Source organism: Bdellovibrio bacteriovorus, from assembly GCF_002208115.1.
Lineage (GTDB): Bacteria > Bdellovibrionota > Bdellovibrionia > Bdellovibrionales > Bdellovibrionaceae > Bdellovibrio > Bdellovibrio bacteriovorus_C.
In genome coordinates, this window is record NZ_CP020946.1 from 1,389,165 (window position 1) to 1,405,612 (window position 16,448).

9 protein-coding genes and 1 riboswitch are annotated in these 16,448 nt (G+C 51.9%); of the genes, 3 read left to right on the top strand and 6 right to left on the bottom strand.

Annotated elements, in window-relative coordinates; translation table 11 throughout:
• The first annotated feature begins 142 nt into the window (after window positions 1–142).
• Complete coding sequence (locus tag B9G79_RS06740) at window positions 143–6,604, top strand: hypothetical protein (protein WP_088564840.1); 6,462 nt, start codon at window positions 143–145, stop codon at window positions 6,602–6,604.
• Here the strand turns inward: B9G79_RS06740 and B9G79_RS06745 are convergent, their stop codons facing one another.
• Window positions 6,605–7,624 carry a lipoate--protein ligase gene (locus tag B9G79_RS06745; protein ID WP_088564841.1) on the bottom strand — a complete coding sequence of 340 codons (1,020 nt, stop codon included), beginning with the start codon at window positions 7,622–7,624 and terminating at the stop codon, window positions 6,605–6,607.
• Window positions 7,625–7,762: 138 nt separating this feature from the next.
• A riboswitch (guanidine-III (ykkC-III) riboswitch) is annotated at window positions 7,763–7,824 on the top strand.
• A 23-nt stretch (window positions 7,825–7,847) separates the two neighbouring features.
• On the opposite strand from B9G79_RS06745, the gene sugE reads away from it, so the two are divergent.
• The gene (gene sugE, locus B9G79_RS06750; RefSeq protein WP_088564842.1) at window positions 7,848–8,183 is read left to right on the top strand and encodes a quaternary ammonium compound efflux SMR transporter SugE; all 336 of its coding nucleotides are present in this window, start codon (window positions 7,848–7,850) and stop codon (window positions 8,181–8,183) included.
• Between the two features lie 180 nt (window positions 8,184–8,363).
• Window positions 8,364–10,121, top strand: coding sequence for a methyl-accepting chemotaxis protein (locus B9G79_RS06755; RefSeq protein ID WP_232469235.1), 1,758 nt, complete (start codon window positions 8,364–8,366; stop codon window positions 10,119–10,121).
• On the opposite strand, the gene B9G79_RS06760 is transcribed toward B9G79_RS06755, so the two are convergent.
• The 5 genes from B9G79_RS06760 to B9G79_RS06780 form a co-directional block, all read right to left on the bottom strand.
• The gene (locus tag B9G79_RS06760; RefSeq protein WP_088564844.1) at window positions 10,118–11,932 is read right to left on the bottom strand and encodes a methyl-accepting chemotaxis protein; all 1,815 of its coding nucleotides are present in this window, start codon (window positions 11,930–11,932) and stop codon (window positions 10,118–10,120) included. The two genes, B9G79_RS06755 and B9G79_RS06760, sit on opposite strands and share 4 nt — an antisense overlap.
• A 200-nt stretch (window positions 11,933–12,132) precedes the next feature.
• Window positions 12,133–13,032, bottom strand: coding sequence for a methylisocitrate lyase (prpB, locus tag B9G79_RS06765; protein WP_038449736.1), 900 nt, complete (start codon window positions 13,030–13,032; stop codon window positions 12,133–12,135).
• A 488-nt stretch (window positions 13,033–13,520) separates the two neighbouring features.
• A complete protein-coding gene (locus B9G79_RS06770) occupies window positions 13,521–15,029 on the bottom strand; it encodes an MmgE/PrpD family protein (RefSeq protein WP_088564845.1) in 1,509 nt (502 codons plus the stop codon).
• A 95-nt stretch (window positions 15,030–15,124) separates the two neighbouring features.
• The gene (locus tag B9G79_RS06775; protein WP_088564846.1) at window positions 15,125–15,658 is read right to left on the bottom strand and encodes a DOMON-like domain-containing protein; all 534 of its coding nucleotides are present in this window, start codon (window positions 15,656–15,658) and stop codon (window positions 15,125–15,127) included.
• Entirely contained in the window at window positions 15,655–16,428 is a 774-nt protein-coding gene (locus B9G79_RS06780; RefSeq protein ID WP_088564847.1) for an acyl-[acyl-carrier-protein] thioesterase, read from the bottom strand. Before B9G79_RS06780 ends, B9G79_RS06775 begins: the two co-directional genes overlap by 4 nt.
• Between the last annotated feature and the right edge of the window lie 20 nt (window positions 16,429–16,448).

Consider the following 16,448-nt stretch of genomic DNA (forward strand, 5'->3'; position numbering starts at 1 on the left):
CTTGGTTTAAATTGTTTGAGTTCCCCTCGTGTTGAAGCTCGTTGCATCTCGCGATCTCATTGGAAACTCTTAAGGAACACCTTTTATTGATTCTTTACAAAAAGTAACAGAAGATTCACGTTAATCGCCCGATAAGGGCAGTATGGATAAGCCAGAACGTACCATCAGTCTTAAAACGAGTCGCCTTTACGCAGTTCTTCTCAACAGTCTTCGCGGAGGGTTGCTGGTGACTTTGTTGGCTTCCTGTACGGCCGATTCTCTTAATTGGGTGCCGGCTGAAAACTCCATCATCTCCGGTAAGATTCATAACTATTCTGCTGACTCAGCTCTTTCGCAAAAGGTCAGTGCGTTGTCCTGCGCGGCTCCGCAAGTGCATCTTTATAAAGTCGATGGCGCGGGTAATCGTATGGAACCAGCCGTGGATTCTGGTGCGGTGGCTGCAGATGGCAGCTTTTCGGTGTCCATGAAGTCTTTGGGTGGCAGTCTGCTTACTCGAGGCGTTCTTAGTGATTCTTTTCTATTGCAGGTGACGGGTTGTTCCAGTGGACTTTATCTGCGCCCAGTGACCGGCAGTAAAGAGCAGGATATCAGCATGGGTTCGTCGTTGATTTCCTATTTAATGAACACCAATCAAAAAGATAAAATGGTTGAAGCTTTGAAGGCCTCTCCAGAGAATGTGAATCATCTGATTACATTGCTCAGCACTTCATCTTCGTTGGAAGAAGCTTACAGTCGTTTGACCGGAGATGCTTCTGTACTGGCTAAGTTCACCGAGATATTTGGTTCTCATCCGGATGTACTGGCTTCGGCGGCTCCGGAAATTTTGGATGTGACCATTCCCTCCAATGCCATGGAGCACAGTGCGATAGCGCTGAGCGTGGAGGCTCTTCACTGGTCCTCTGGGTATCAGATTGCCTATGAATGGAAATTGGATGGTATCATTCTTGGTTCTGCTAAAAATATTTCCTACACTGCGAGTGCCAATCAGCAGGGGGTGCATGAACTGGTTTTGACCGTCGGCGAAAGCAACGGGGCCGGGGGCCTTGATACAAACCGTCCGACTCAGCGTCTGGTGAGGTCTCTGGTGATCGGCAATAATGTGCTGCCGGTGGCACCGACGATGGCGATCACATTGCCTTTGGTATCAGGCAGTGTGCCGATATCCACCCGGTCTGTGATCGTCACCATCAATACTGGAGCGGCCCTGTCTGGGTGTGAATCCTTCAGCTCTCTCTTATTAACGGAAGAGGCCACGGCACCCACCGCGACGGCGGTGTTTCCGATTCTCTGTACGCAGCCCGGAGGGCAGGACGTGCCCTTCAATCTGGCTTCGGCCGGGGATGGTTTAAAAAATATTTATCTGTGGGCGAAAGACTCTGCTGGGGTCGTGTCGCAAGTGCCGTCCGTCTATGGGGTTCGGCTGGATACGACTGCGCCGACGGCTTTGATTTCAACCAGCGTGGCGGTTCATCAGAAAAGCAGCACTCAAAGCTTTGCGTTCACCGGCGATGATGGCGGTGGAGTCATTGAACGTTTTGACTGTAAACTGGACACTGGGGCCTGGACGGCTTGTTCAAGTCCGATATCTTATTCAGGTCTTGGCCAGGGTCATCACTCTTTCTCGGTTCGAGCTGTGGATACTGCCGGTAACAGCTCCGCAGTTGTCAGTAAAAGCTGGAACGTGGATCTGACCGCACCGGTTTTAAGCCTGGTGTCGACACCGGCCTCCATCACTAATTCTTTAAGTGCGACTTTTGAATTGGCGGCATCGGATGTGGGCGGATCTTTGGTCAGCGTTTATCAGTGCAGTATCGACAATGCGGCTTTCGCAGATTGTCCTGGCTTGTCGTCCTATGTGGTGACTGCGGGAACGCACAATTTCCGCGCGCGCGCATTGGATGGTGCTGGAAATATCTCAGGTCTTCAAAGTTATACTTGGACTGTGGATACCGCGGCTCCGGTGACGACGATCTCAGCCAAACCGCCGACTTTGACCAATGCGATGACGGCAAGCTTTTCGTTCAGTGCGACGGACAGTGGCGGCGGCAGCATTGCCAGTTATTTCTGTGAACTGGATGGGGCCGGTTTTAGCGCCTGCAGCTCTGGTAAATCCTATTCGGGTTTGCTTGACGGCGGGCACATCTTTAAAGTGCGCGCGCGGGACACCGCCGGCAACGACGGTGTTGCGGTCAGCTATTCCTGGACGATTAATACCTCAACTCCAATGGCCTCGATTTCTCATAACCCGGAGCCGATCACCAAGCTGACGACGGCGTCTTTTGAGTTTGCGGCAGTTCCTCCTCCAGGGGGTTCTATCGTCGGATATCAATGCAGTTTGAATGGTGGGACCTGGGCGGCCTGTAGCTCACCCAAAAATTATTCGGCTTTGAGCGCAGGATCTCAGCAGTTCTCTGTGCGCTCGGTGGATAATAACTCCAACGTCAGCACTGCCGCCGTTTATAATTGGTTGATTGATACGACAGCTCCCGTTTTATCTGTCAGTAGTGCGCCGGCGCCTCTGGTCAATAGCACCGAGGCTCAATTTGTCTTTGCCGGCACGGACAGTGGGGGGGCGGGCCTTGATTATTATCTGTGTCAGCTTGATGGGGGACCTTTTGGTGCCTGTGTCAGTCCGAAGAATTTTTCGAATCTCGCAGCAGGCGCACATTCTTTTAATGTAAAAGCTGTGGATGCCGCGGGCAATGAAAGCGCTGTGCAGAGTAAGTCCTGGACAGTGGACGTGACGGCTCCAACCCTGACCCTAAATACTTTCCCCACTTCCGTCACGAATCTGACAACGGCGAGCTTTACCTTTGCAGCCAGTGACGTCGGTGGAGGAACGGTGGCAGGTTATACTTGTCGTCTGGATACGGCTGCAGCGGCCAGTTGCGCGTCCGGTGTCAGCTTCAGTTCTTTGACGGCCGGAACTCATACATTTGAAGTTTTTGCGGTGGACTCTGTTGGAAATACTTCTGAAGTGACCAGCTACACTTGGACCGTGGACTTAACTCCTCCAACTCTGACGATCACTTCGAAGCCGGCAGAGAAATCCAATACAGTCAGCCCGGTTTTTGCGTTTTCCGCAAGTGATACCGGTGGCGGAACAGTCCTTGGCTATCAATGCAAGCTCGATGGGGGGGCGTACAATGCCTGCTCCAGTCCTTGGGCTTTGACGGGCCTTTCTCAAGGCAATCATACGGTTTCCATTTATGCTGTGGATTCGGCCGGCAATAGTTCGGCGGCAGGCATTTACACATGGACCGTGGATACGGTAGCTCCGGTGATCAGTGTGACTACGCCGGTAGCAAATGGCTTTGTGGTTCCAAGCAGCAATGTGGGCAGCTATTCCGTAGGGGGAACTTGTTCGGAAGAAGGCACGGCCGTGGTTCTTTCCGGTGTGACATCGGCAAGTGCACCTTGTACCGGTGCAGTCTGGGGTGCCACGATCGATCTGTCGGCAATGGCAGATGGGATTTATTCTTTGCAGGCTGCACAGACGGATGCCGCCGGTAATACGTTCACCACGGTCGCGCGCACCTTTGTTAAGGATACAACGGGGCCGGTGATTAATGTGGCATCCATGCCGTCTTTAAAAGGCGGCAGCACGCAGGCGGTGTCCTGGACAATGACGGAAGCCAACCCGGCCGCGGGCAGCAGTTTTAACGTTGAAGTTTACAATGGCACGGCGTGGAGCAGCGTGGGAACCAAGATTGTAACTGCGGGCGCGAACTCGGCCACAGCTTATGTGTTGACGACGGCGGCAATGCCAGTCGTTTCCACGGATCAGGCTCGTGTGCGCGTGACGTTTGTTGATGCCGCCGCGAATTCCACAACGGCGAATTCGAATCCGTTTATTATTGATTCCCTGGGGCCGGTTTTAAGTTCCCTGACGGTGAACGGTGGTCTTGTGACGTCTGGAAACAATAACATCCCAGTGGCGTTGACGGCCGCAGATTCTTTAACGGACATTCAAAAGATCTGCTTACAGACAAGCCATGTGCCTCCGACGTCCACTCATAATTGTTGGGTGAATATCAGTGCCTATGGTGTGAACCCGGGGAAGAACATCAATCCAACGTCGTTGTATTTCAATGTGGGCCTGGTGTCAGGCAGCTATCCGATTTATGTGTGGTTGATGGATGCGGTGGGGAATATCTCAACGAATACCGGTACGGCGATTGATTATGGTTCAGTGACATACAATTCACCGACTCCTCCCGTGATTCAGGCGTTGCAGGTGACTTCGACGGATACGCCAAGTTCTCCGCCGACCAAGGCGGATTTGACGGTGGGTTCCGGCTCGCCAGTTTATGTGAAATGGAAAGTGGCAAGTACTGTCGGATTGTCAGCTTCTGCAATTAAAGTCAGCTATACCACGGACGACACCACCTTTGGTGGCGGCCCCACAGGTAGCTATGCCGATGCGGTCAATGGTTCCTGCAGTTTGGATGGCGGTTATACCGGATGTGTGGTGCTTTCAGCACCAGCAGCCACGTATTTCAAAGTGCGAGTGCAAATCACGGATCTGAAAGGCTTTATTACCATGGGTCTAAGCCAGCCGCTGAACTCATCCAAAGTGAGTTTTCTGGCAGGAAATACGGATTTGGGCTTGGGCTCCAGCGCGAAGTCGGCTGTCATTCTGCCGGATACAAATTATGGTCTGGCCGTTCTGGATGATGGACGGATTTTTGTGATAGACACTCGCGGACTGGCTTGGGTGAATCCGGTGACGGGTGTTTATGAAATCATCGCAACTAAAGCGGCCAGTTCTTCGGGCGATGGTGGTGTCTTGAGCAATGCCAAGTTCAGTGGTTTGACCGGCATCTGGGCTGATAACAATAATGATCTGTTGATCGCCGATGGTAAACGCCTGCGCAAAGTGAATACCAAGGCTGATCCGATGACGATTTCCACGTTGTTGGGTGGTGGCGGCGATGCTTCTGACAGTGTGGCGATTGCCACCAACTATAATCCCTCTAGCAATATCAGTCGTCTGTCCATTTCGCCCAACGGGGATATCTATTTCCGCGGTGAGGGGACATCCGGAAAAATTCGCAAGTACAAAGCCAGCACCGGAGCGATTAGCACGGTCACTATTTCCGGGGTGGGAAACACCTTCTCTGCGACTCAAGACAATGCTTCATGCGGTTATCAGGACTATGGTGTGACTTTTGATTCGTCGGGGAATGCAGACAGCTTGATCATGAAAGTTCAAAGCACCGGTGCAAGTGGAGCTTGCCCTTATGGGGATACCAGTGAATGGAAAGGTTATGCCCAAGCCAATCCAGTGACCGGGGCGGTAAAGTTGCCGGCACCCAACTGGGTGGTGACAGCGGGTCGTCGTGAAACCATGAAGCTTTACAACAGCAAAGGAGGAGATTTGTATTACGCTTCCTCCGACCGCTCGGTGAACGGAAAAGCCATCTATCGCTTTAACAGATCTACATTAGGATGGGACCGGGTTTATGGCGCCAATGCGCACGGAACCTGCGCCGATGGATCGTCGGCCGACACCTGTGCGATTGCGGCTTCCAGTCTGGCATTCAATTCACAGGGGCAGATCTTTTATGTAGACGGAAAAACCAAGTCCATTCGCACGATTGATGGACAGGATAAGATTCGCACATTGGCCGGGGATTCATTGGGTTCGGAAGATGGAACGAAAGGTTCGCTGGTGCGTTTTGCCGGTCTGACAGATGTGAAGCTTCAGGGAACAGATATTTATTTATTTGATCTTGCGGATGCGCGCATTCGTAAGATTCCTATTGGTGGGAATGTTTCCACTGTGGCGGGCAACCAAGTATCCGGAGAGGCTCCAGACAGCTCTGTGGCGGCGGAAAAATCGATTCATGTGACTGGCGATAGTCAGCCGGGTCGCTTCATCATTGATGAGCTCACAGGGGATATTTATTATCCTCGGTCTGGCAGTTTGCTGGCACGAATTGTAAAAGCCACCGGTCTTTGGGAAGATGTGACGACAAAAATATATGGCTATGGTCCGCTTCCATACGGTATCGGGAACGGTCATATTCTGGTTAATACGTTCTCTTACAGCGGTACCTTGGGGCATGTGAATTCTTATATGAGTATTGTAAATATCAGCACCAAGGCCAGTACCAAGATTGTATATCCTGACAATGGAAGTAATGTCGTCGCGGGCTCGACATTCTGTGCGGACGGGGCGACGCTTAAAGGTTCTTGTAATGCACCGGGATTGCGCGACAGCGGAAATAATCAAGGCAAATACGATGTTGCGACAGGCAAATGGTTGGCTTATGAAAATACCACGGGCCGGGTTGTGATCTTTGACTTTAACGGTGCCGGGGTGATCGAGACACTGATTCCATTAGGGCGGGGAATTCGCGGTTTGGAAACAGACCGTAATGTGGGGCTTAGCAAAAATAATCTCTATGTCTGTGGTACGGACGGGAAGATTTATAAATATGATTTGAACAATTCAAATCAAATGACGGAGCTGCCACTGCCAAACACGACAATGACATGTACGGGACAGCTGCATTATTCAGAGTCCCGCAACAAACTGATGTTCCAGTATTCACAGAATGGACTGGGTGCCGTGGCGGAATATGATTTGAACCCTTAATCAAACTTCAATCTGTCGGCACAGCCACTCTTCAAGTTCTGACAAACCCAGATTTAGATCCGGATATCTGGCACGAACACTCATAAGGGCTTCACGCACGGCTTCGCCGCGATATGGTTTTTCCCGCAGAGCTGCGGTGACGTCTTCCACCACATGCGGATACAGACAGTCGGTGTAGATTTTCAAATCCTTGATCTGTCCGTCTTCCACTTTGAAATGGAAATCAAAAAAGCCCAGTGCCAGATATTCATCCATCTTGTGGCTGAACTCGAGGGTGTTGCCATACAGCCAGTCCCAGGAACTAAGTAAGTCGTACTGTTCTTTCAGTTCTGGAATCAGTTTTAAACTATCCATGGTCAGGGATTCCACTTCGGCTTTGCCCGCATAGAATTTTTCAAAGGACTTCACCATGGTCATCACGATCTGATCGTGATTGATCCCCGGGGATACTTCCGTCAGGTTTGCCACGCGGGCGCGAACGGATTCTTTGCCCTTGGCCTGAAGTTTCTTGGGATTTGGTGTCAGGTAATTTCCCAGACGGGTCAGGTCGGTATTCAAAAGCAAGGTTCCGTGATGGAAAGCGCGGTCCTTTTTTTCTCGGTAGGCGCTGCCGCTGAACTTGCGCGGACCATCGGGGAACGGGATCAGCAGATCATTGCGGCCGGAAGCCTCTCCCTGAATGCCGAAAGTCTTCAAGGCATCAAAGATGATCTGCACATTGTTTTCGCGCTTATAGGATTCTTTCGGCGACAGGAAGGTGAAGTTGGTGTTTTGCAGATCATGAAAAACCGCGCCACCGCCCGTCGTGCGACGGGCCAGGTGAACTTTTTCGTCTTTCATTTTTGCGAGGTTGCATTCAGACCAGGGGTTCTGGTTGCGCCCGATCACCACGGTTTCTTCGTTGCGCCACAGGAACAGCACCTGCTGGGAAGGATCCAGATTGTGAAAGATCCATTCTTCCGTGGCCAGATTAAGGTGAGGATTCAAACTGTCTGACAGAAACACTTTAAGCTTTTGCATAGGTCTGAACCTAGTCCGCCATTGGGGACGGGTCAAGAACGAGGCGGCGCAGGAAGGGAAGAGCAAGCCCGTTCTTTCCCAAATGAGTCTGAACTTTACTTTTTGCCTGTTTTGCGCTTTAATGATCGGGTATTTCAGTTTCTGCGACTGATGTGCCCGGACGATGTGCGACGTACCCGGTCAGGACAAGACGACGCTTTTTTCTAACGAAAGGAGTGTTGGTATGTCTAACACAGTAGCATGGATCATTTTGGCAATCGCAGGTCTTCTTGAAGTCGGTTGGGCTATCGGCCTTAAATACACCGAAGGTTTCACAAAACTCGTCCCCAGTGTTCTGACGCTGGTTGCACTTGCGGGCAGTATGTTTTTGCTGGCGCGGGCGGCGACCGTGCTTCCCATCGGCACGGCTTACGGTGTGTGGGTGGGAATCGGCGCTTTGGGGGCAGCGATTCTGGGGATTTTCCTGTTCAATGAGGCTGCGACCCCGGCTCGCCTGTTCTTCCTAGCTTTGCTGTTGATTTCCATCATTGGTCTGAAAATGACGGCCGGCGGGCACTAAAGTCCCTCATCCCAACGGGGGAGTATTCTGAAAAAAGATCAAATTTGAGAGGGGATTTGGACTATAGTCCTCTCTCTATTGCCAGTTTTTCATCCGAATCTGTCCAGGTTCGGATAAAGCTGGAGTTGTCGTATGTTCTTCCGTGGATTCAGAAAACTTTCATTCACTCAACAGTTAACGTTGCCTATCGCTCTTGTCGGAACGGTGGTGCTGGGAGGCATTGCCTTCCTTGCGGTGCAGGACTCGTTTAGGGACGCCAAAAAGGCGGCGCACTCGATGTCTGAAGAGATGGGCCGCAAATATGCCCAGCAGATTAAATCGTATCTGGATAAATCTTTTGCTCAGGCCGAAGTGGTCGGGCGCCATTTTGCGATGGAGACTGAAACTCATCAGCAGGATCGCAGGAAAAGCTATCAGTTGTTGCGTGAAGTGCTGAAAAGTGATTCCCAGTATCTGGCGACCTGGTCCGCCTGGGAGCCCAATGCCTATGATGGGAAAGACGCGCAGTTTGCCAACACCGAATATCACGAAAAGACCGGACGGGTGTATCCGTGGTGGGTCCGTCAGGGTGATGAGATTATTTTTAAGACCTTGTTGAATGAAGAAACCCCGGATCTGGGCGACTGGTATTTCCAGCCGATGCAAAGCAAACAAAGCATGCTGGTGGAGCCTTACAAGGACACGGTCAACGGCAAAGAGCTGGTGATGACTTCCGCGGTCTATACGGTTGTGCAGAATGGGACCGCCAAGGGCCTGGTGGGCATTGATATCAGTCTGGATAAAATCAAAGAACTGGTGGCAGAGATCCGTCCTTTTGCTGATTCCCAGTCCTTCCTTGTTTCGGATAAAATGATGGTGGTCGCCGGGCCCCATCAGGACGAGGTGATGCAGGAATATAAAGCCGGAGCGGCTTTGCAGGCCCTGTTGCAAAAGCATGAAATCGGCAGCATCGACATTGATACCGAACGTGGCAAAGAATTTTTCCTGGTGATGCCGGTGTCGATCTATGATCTTTCGCAGAAGTGGACTCTGGTGATCCGCACTCCGGAAAAAACCATTCTGGCTTCCGCGTATGCGTCACTTTGGAGACAACTGGGGTTTTCTCTGGTGGGTCTTCTGATGCTGATGTCTGTGGTGTACTTTGGCGCCAAGCGTTCCGAGAAAAAGATTTCAACGTTGTCCCAGGGGTTGAGCACATCCTCTGCCGGGATCACGGAGGATATTCAGCATTTGAATTCCACCGGTGGCCAACTGGCAGAATCCTCAACCCGGGCGGCCGCTTCGATCGAGGAAACGGTGGCGTCTTTGGAGGAAATCACCTCGATGGTGCGCTTAAACACCGGCAACGCCCAGAATGCGGCAATGTTGTCGGGGGATTCCGCACGTCTGGCCAAGACGGGCGAGGAAAAAATTCTGGAACTGGTGCAGACCATGACCCAGATTGAGTCCTCGTCCCAGAAAATTGAAGAGATTATTTCAATCATCGACGATATTGCCTTCCAGACAAATCTGCTGGCGCTGAATGCTTCCGTGGAAGCCGCCCGCGCCGGCGAACACGGCAAAGGCTTTGCGGTGGTGGCCGAGGCCGTGCGCTCGCTGGCCCAGCGGTCCGCCGTGGCGGCCAAAGATATCACCCAGTTGATTTCCACCAGCGTGGTGCAGGTGAAGCAGGGGACGGTTTTGGTTCGCGCCAACGGGGATGTGTTGAAACAGATGTCCTTAAGTATTGAAAAAGTGGCGACACTGAATTCAGAAATCGCCAACGCCAGCCAGCAGCAGTCCGCTGGCATTGAACAGATCAACGTGGCCATCAACCAGCTGGATCAGGTCATTCAAAGCAATGCGGCGGAAGCCGGCGAGATCGTGAACACCGCCGCCCACATCAGTGAAAAATCTGAAGTGATGAATTCGACGGTGAAGGTGCTGAGCGCCGCCTAGCTCCCGTGAACCACCGTGTTCATCTCTGTCACGACAGTCTTCATCACATGGGCCTGGTTCAGGATTTCCTGAACCGTGGCTGAAATCTCCTCGGCCGAAGCGGCATTGGTCTGTATGGCCTGATCCAGAGAATTCATGGCTTTGCTGATCTGCTGAATACCGGTGGACTGTTCGTCGCTGGCTGAAGAGATCTCACCATTCAGATGGCTGACCTTGCGAACCGAATCCACAATTTCTTTCAGGTTGGTATTGGAGCTTTCTGCCTTGCTGCTGCCGCGCTGAACCTTTTCAATGGAGTCATTGATAAGACTGTTGATGTCTTTGGCGGCGGTCGCGGACTTTTGCGCCAGGGTTCTGACGGCATCAGCCACCACGGCAAAGCCTTTGCCGTGTTCTCCGGCGCGGGCGGCTTCCACCGAGGCATTCAGCGCCAGCAGGTTCGTCTGGAAAGCCAGATCATCGATGACCCCGTTGATTTCGGCGATTTTTTTGGAAGAGTCCGTGATTTCATCCATGGCGCCGACCAGGGCGCTCATTTCTGTGTTACCGCGTTCCGCACTTTGATTGGAGTCCGACGACAGGCGAGCGGCTTCCTTGGCATTGTCGGCATTCATTTTTACCATGGAAGTCAGTTCTTCAAGACTGGCCACGGTTTCTTCGATGGAGGCTGCGGACTCTGTTGCGGACTGGGCCAGATTCTGGCCGGCGCGGCTGAGCTGGTCGATCGCAGCCGTCACCACGTTTTCAGCCTGATCCAGGCTGGCGGTGAGAGCTGTGAACCGACGGGAGATCCGGCGGGAAATCATAAAGACCGCAACGCCCATCACCAGAAGGCAGATCAGAAACACGATCAACTGGCTCCATAGCAGGGAGTAAGCACTGGCCAATACTGTTTTTACGGGCGTTGAAATCAGCACTCCCCAGAATGTTTTTGAATAGGGAATGGAAACCGGCACCAGCAGATTCAGGATTTCCTCTCCGGACTGGCTGTCCCGGCCGGACTTAAGCAGCAGGCGGCCTTCGCGCAAGGCCTGTTTAAACTCGGCCTCGGCGAATGGCAAAGTGACTGCTTTCCCAACCTGGCTGGGCTCTGGATTAGTGACATAATTGAAGCGGTCTGAAATCAGAAAGCCGACAGATGTTTCATAGGGTTTCACGGCCGAGATTTGTTTGTCCAGTTGGGACAGCAGCAGATCCACACCCACAACCCCCAACAACTTTTCACCGTCATAAAGGGGAGCCGCTGCAGAGGACATCAGCAGATTCTGTCCATTGACTTCGTCATAGTAGGGCTCAGTCAGAATGCGATGACCTGCATTTTTAGGGGCCAGGTAAAATTCGCCGTTGTAGTTGATGTCATTTTCCCAGGTCAGGGATCCGTTTTCACCCGAACGGTTCCAGTACGGGCCGAACCCGCCGATCTTTTCATAACCCGGCTGTCCCAGATAATGAGCATCCTGTCCGTCGAATGCGTTGGGCTCGAAGGTGGCCCACAAACCAAAGACAGACGGGGCCTGCTCAAGCATGGTCTTTAAAACGGCATTGACCTCTGCGCGCTGTTTGGAGTGTTGTTTGCGCATGGTGCCCAGGTAGGCTTCCACTTGTTGCGCCACCATAAGGCTTGTATCCAAATCCGCTTTGAAGGCGTTGGCAAAGGCTTCAGCTGATTTTGTGACCTTGAACTCGGCATCGGCTTGCGCGGTTTTAAAACTGCGTGATGCTGAAAAGTAGGTTAGAAGTCCCAGAGCGATGAAAGTGATTGTTAGAATGGGCAGGGCAATTTTGGTCTGTAAAGAGAACTCTTTCTTCATTGATCTATCTTAGAAGAGAATGTGAGCTCTGACGCCTTGGAAAAGACAATTAAGACTCTGGTCGAAGTTTGCGTCTTGGTTTTTGCAGACATGATGTCCGCAAATTAAGGCTAATGCCAAGTTTATTGCAATTTATGAGGGCTTTTAGATTTTGCGTGCCCGAGGCAAAAAAAAGGGAGGCTTGTGGCCTCCCTTGCGGATTATTTCAAAGTGAAGTTGAAGATGCTGGTGTCGAAAGAGTTGTACTCGTCATAACGGGAAAGTGCATACAAGTCTTTGCGAGTCTGCATCTTGTCCAAAAGACCCTCTTGAGTGCCTTTGGCTTTGATTTCATTCAAGCCCGCCACCGTCGCACCCATCGCCAGACGGAACGTCGTCACCGGATAGATCACGATGTTGTAACCAAGATTGGAAAGCTCTTCGTAAGTGTACAGGCGACCTTTGCCGAACTCGGTCATGTTCGCCAAAAGGGGCACGTTCACCGCCTTACGGAACGTTTCAAATTCTTTTTCGTTTTCCAAAGCCTCGGTGAAGATGCAATCCGCACCCGCATCAATATAAGCTTTCGCACGGTCGATGGCTTTATCCAAACCTTCAACAGCACGCGCATCTGTACGAGCGATCAAAAGGAAGTTTTCATCCATCTTTTTGCCACGAGCTGCCGCCGCCACCTTACGGGCCGCTTCATCGCGAGTCACAAGACCTTTGCCATCCAGGTGACCACAACGCTTCGGATTGATCTGATCCTCAATGTGGCAACCCGCCAGACCCATCTCGATCATTTCCTGAACCGTGCGAGTCGCAGACATTGGTTCACCAAAACCCGTGTCGATATCAATAATAGTCGGAAGTTTTGTCGTGCGGGCAATCTGACGACCGCGCTGAGCGACCTCAGTCAAAGAAGTCAAACCGATGTCCGGGTAACCCAAATCATTGGAAAGCACAGAGCCAGAAATATAAACCCCATCAAATCCCGCTTTTTCAATCGCCATAGAAACCAGCGGAGACCAAGACCCCGGCATCTGCAAAAGCTTGCCAGACTTCAAAGCATCTCTAAAGTTCTTACGTTTCTGCGCAGGAGTAATTTCAGGAAACAACATACAAGCCTCATCTTTCCTAGCGACCGCCTTGGGACAGGGGAAGGGCTCCTTGAACCTTTCGCCTTCAGACAGTCCTCGCGGACGCCATCCCTTCGGGATGAGCTGCTGCGGAACTCGGCGAACGGCTCAAGGAGCCCTTCCCCTGTCCCAAGGCAGCCCCTGGGTCGATTTCTTTATTTACGTTTTCTTCATTCAGCGCCAAGCACGACGTTTCATGCTTGTCTCTCAATGCCCGGCATCGCTTGTTAACGTTGGCAGTAACCGGTTCAGCAGTCATCTTATCACAGTCCATTTCAAGTAGTGCTCAAGTATAAGCGTCAACAAATTGAACTTATAGAGCGATGAGCTTGAAGGGAGTGGGAAACTGTACTTGGAGGGACCTCTGGGGGCGCAGGAAGCGCGAACCGGGCGAACGCCCGGCCCCAGCGAGGCAGGAAGCCGTGTCCCGTAAAGGACAGCTTCCCACTCCCTTCAAGCGGACCTTCGTTCTAGAAGATCCCTTTGTTGTCGCGTTTGTTGTTCACAAGCTTTTCGATTGGGATCTGAACGTTCAACTGCTGAACTTGTTCTGCAGTCAGGTTTTCCAGATTTTCAACCAAGCCGATGAAACGATCGCGTTCTGCTTTGGTGATGATACCTTCAGTCAGAATGTCGAACTTGCGGATGTAGTCAGCACGTTTGAACGGACGAGCGCCCGCCGGGTGAGCATCAGCTACGCCAAGCTCATCAACGATTTTGGAACCGTCTTTCATGGTGATTTCTACGCGGCCACCGAAGCGTTTTTTGTCTGGATCTGTCTCGTGGTACCAAGCAGTCCATTGTTTGTCTTCAACGGTGGAGATTTTGTGCCACAAAGCCACAGTGTCAGCACGTTTCGCACGCTCTGGAGCGTAGGAATTAACGTGGTGCCAAGTGCCGTCCTGCAACGCCACAGCGAAGATGTACATGATAGAGTGATCCAGAGTTTCGCGGGATGCATTTGGATCCATTTTTTGTGGATCGTTTGCGCCAGTACCAATCACGTAGTGAGTGTGGTGGGACGTGTGGATCACGATGGACTGGATGTCGTCGAAGTTTTTGATCATTGGCTTCATTTTGCGAGCCAAATCGATCAACGCCTGGGACTGATACTCTGCAGAGTGCTCTTTAGTGTAGGTCTCTAGGATCGCGCGTTTTTCTTCGCCCACTTCTGGAAGTGGAACTTCGTATTTACCGTCTTTGCCATCAAGCATGTAAGCGATAACAGAGTCTTCACCTTCATAGATCGGAGATGGAGCGCCTTCGCCACGCATAACACGGTCCACGGCTTCTACAGCCAGTTTACCAGCATGTGCCGGAGCGTAAGCTTTCCAGGAAGAGATTTCACCTTTACGGGACTGACGAGTCGTGAAGGACACGTGAACCGCTTGTTGAACCGCTTGGAAGACAGTTTCTGTCGGCAAAGACAAAAGTGTGCCGATACCTGCTGCCGTCGCTGGGCACAAGTGAGCGATATGATCTTTTTTGTGTTTGTGAAGGCAGATGGCTTTAACCAGGTCCACGTGAACTTCGTAACCAGTCACGATACCTTTTAGAAGCTCTTTACCGTTTTTACCCATTTGCTGAGCCACTGCCAAAATAGCAGGGATGTTGTCAGCAGGGTGAGAATAGTCCGCGGCAAGATAAGTGTCATGGTAGTCCAACTCACGAACTGCAGTTCCGTTGGCCCAAGTCGCCCATTCACAGTCAAATTTCTGGTCGTTCGGCATACCGAAGACAGTTGCACCACCGTTGCGCGGGTGAGCAATCGCCATAGCACGAGCAGAAGCCACCGGACGGCGGTTGGCAGCTGCGATAGCTACGGAAGCATTGTCGATGATACGGTTGATAACCATGTCAGTGACGTCAGCTTTGATAGGGGCATTGTCAGTTGCGATTTCTGCAATTTTCCAAGCCAGTTGGTCTTTGCGATCCAACTTTTCTTTAGATGGGTACACACGAACTGTATGTTTCTTCATGAATGGGTCCTTTCTGGATTAAGAAAATGAAACAGCCCAAGCTATCTTGGGCTCCAGAAAGGGTCAAGAATGACCACGGGGAACGGGCGGTTCGCTCAATGCGTCGAAAGGGCGGTCCAGCCGGCTTTATTATGGAAGTCGGCCTGCGGTCCGGGATGGAACAGGGACCAGTAACTTAAGGTACCGTCGACGAACTCGATCACGGCCGTCAGTCCCAGGCAGGTGAACTCCAAGGGCTTGCGGCTGTCGATTTCAATCTGAAAACGCGCCTCGGCGTCCTCAGAATTTCGTGGTTGCAGGCGAACACGGGTGTCGGCCGCCGGGGCCATGTCTTTGCGATAGCTGCTAAAGGAATAAGCATTCCAGTGGCCGTTCGGCGCACAGTTGATCTCCAGATACGCAGATTCTGGTGTCGCACCATTTCCCAAAAACACCTCCAGGCAGGTGTGTTTCCAAAGTCCGTCTTCACGGCGCTCTGAACTGGAGGACTCGGGCCACTTGATGGCGTCGGTCGCGCCACTGATCTTAAATTCCACCAGCAGGCGGCTGTCGGAAAGCGGGGTGACCGCGCCTTGCACCTGCAAGGTGTTGGTCAGAGGTGTTTTGGTGAATGGAGTCAAAGATCTCATTTGCGTTTCTCCCATCCCAGTACGGCGGTGAAAAGGACTTTTTCATCTCCCACACGCAGGCCCTTGTAGGCGCTTTCACCGTGGGTCGCCAACTGCACATCGGGGCTGGAGCAGTTGCGGTGGACTTCGACTTCATCACCCAGGTGGGTTTCCGCCAGGAAATTGACGGAGTAGGTGTTCAGCTTCAGGCTTTTATGCAGATCATAAGGAATGGCATCCAGAATCCACTGGGCGTACTTGGTGTTATTCACATGCTGGTTGATGTCCAGATCGGAGTTGCGCACACGGTACTTGGCGATTTTTTCGTAAGTGCCGGTCACCGGGATTTTTTCCGGCGTGATTCCCGTGGAACGGGCATGAGCGATCTGATCCCACGGGCGCAGGGTTTCTGCGGGCAGGATCTTTTTGCTCTGGCGATCCAAAGCCAGCCAACTTGTGGAACACAAGCCGATTTCTTCCCCCGACTGGGTGAGAATTGCAAATTCCCGGGCCACGAAAGCACCTTCCGGAGCCCGCAGCCAGGTTTGAATCTGGATGTTTTCCCCAAAGCGGGGCCAGGTCTTCATCTGCAGGCTTTGGCGGGTCAGAACCCAGAACAGTCCTTGTTGTTCCATATCCTGCATGCCAAAGCCCATTTTCTCGGCATGGATCCATGCGGTTTCCTGTAACAGGTTCAGCAACCCGTACAATCCCAAGCGTCCTAAGGGATTAACTAATAGACTTGTAATGTGGAAGTTCTCTGTCCAAGGGGCGTTGTTAATGTTTGCCATGCTCATATCCTTCAATCTTT